Below are 703 nucleotides of genomic sequence, written 5' to 3'. Positions count from 1 at the left end.
CGCCTTGGCCACCGGCAAACGTCAGAAGAGCTGCAATGGCCGCAAACGATCCGATCGCGAGCAATACCAGCATGCGCAGCATCCGATCGACCAGTCGCCCGACGATCCAGATGCCGACAAGCGAGCTGATGCCGAACGCCAGCAGGACGAGATCGACCCGCGCGGACGCAGCGGTCGCGAACGGCGCGATGTAGGTGTAGAGGATGTTGTGGCCCGTCATCCAGGCAAGGATGACGAGCAGGATCGGTATGATACCCGGTGTCGCGACGACCCGGCGCAGAGAAGGACGATCGTCACCCGTCCGCCCGGGGGCATCGGGCACCTTGAGCACAATCCAGCCGATCAGCACGACACTCAGTGCCGAGAGGATCAGGAACGATCCGCGCCACCCAACCAAACCGCCTAGGAAGGTGCCTATGGGAACACCGAGTGAAAGCGCCAGCGGCACGCCGACCATGGCGAGGGCCATTGCCGGGCCGGTCTGATCGGCACGCACGATGCTGCGCGCGTAACCTGCAAGGATTCCCCACGCGAGACCCGCCGCGCATCCGGCGACGAACCGCGCGACCAGCACGACCGTGATCGATCCGGCCAATGCGGTCAGCGTGTTGCCCACGACGAAGCAGATGATGGTGGCGAGCAGGACAGGTCGTCTGCGAAGGCCTTGGGTCAGGCTCGTGAGCGGGATCGCTGCGAGCAAGGA

1 protein-coding gene is annotated in these 703 nt (G+C 64.9%); it reads right to left on the bottom strand.

Going from position 1 to position 703, the window contains the following annotated elements:
* On the bottom strand, positions 1–703 hold a 703-nt coding region (locus OXR00_RS19600), incomplete at both ends, for an MFS transporter (protein ID WP_267389910.1).

It is taken from the genome of Sphingomonas sp. GC_Shp_3 (assembly GCF_026540945.1).
Classification (GTDB): domain Bacteria; phylum Pseudomonadota; class Alphaproteobacteria; order Sphingomonadales; family Sphingomonadaceae; genus Sphingomonas.
This window is presented reverse-complemented; position numbering and strand designations above follow the sequence as displayed.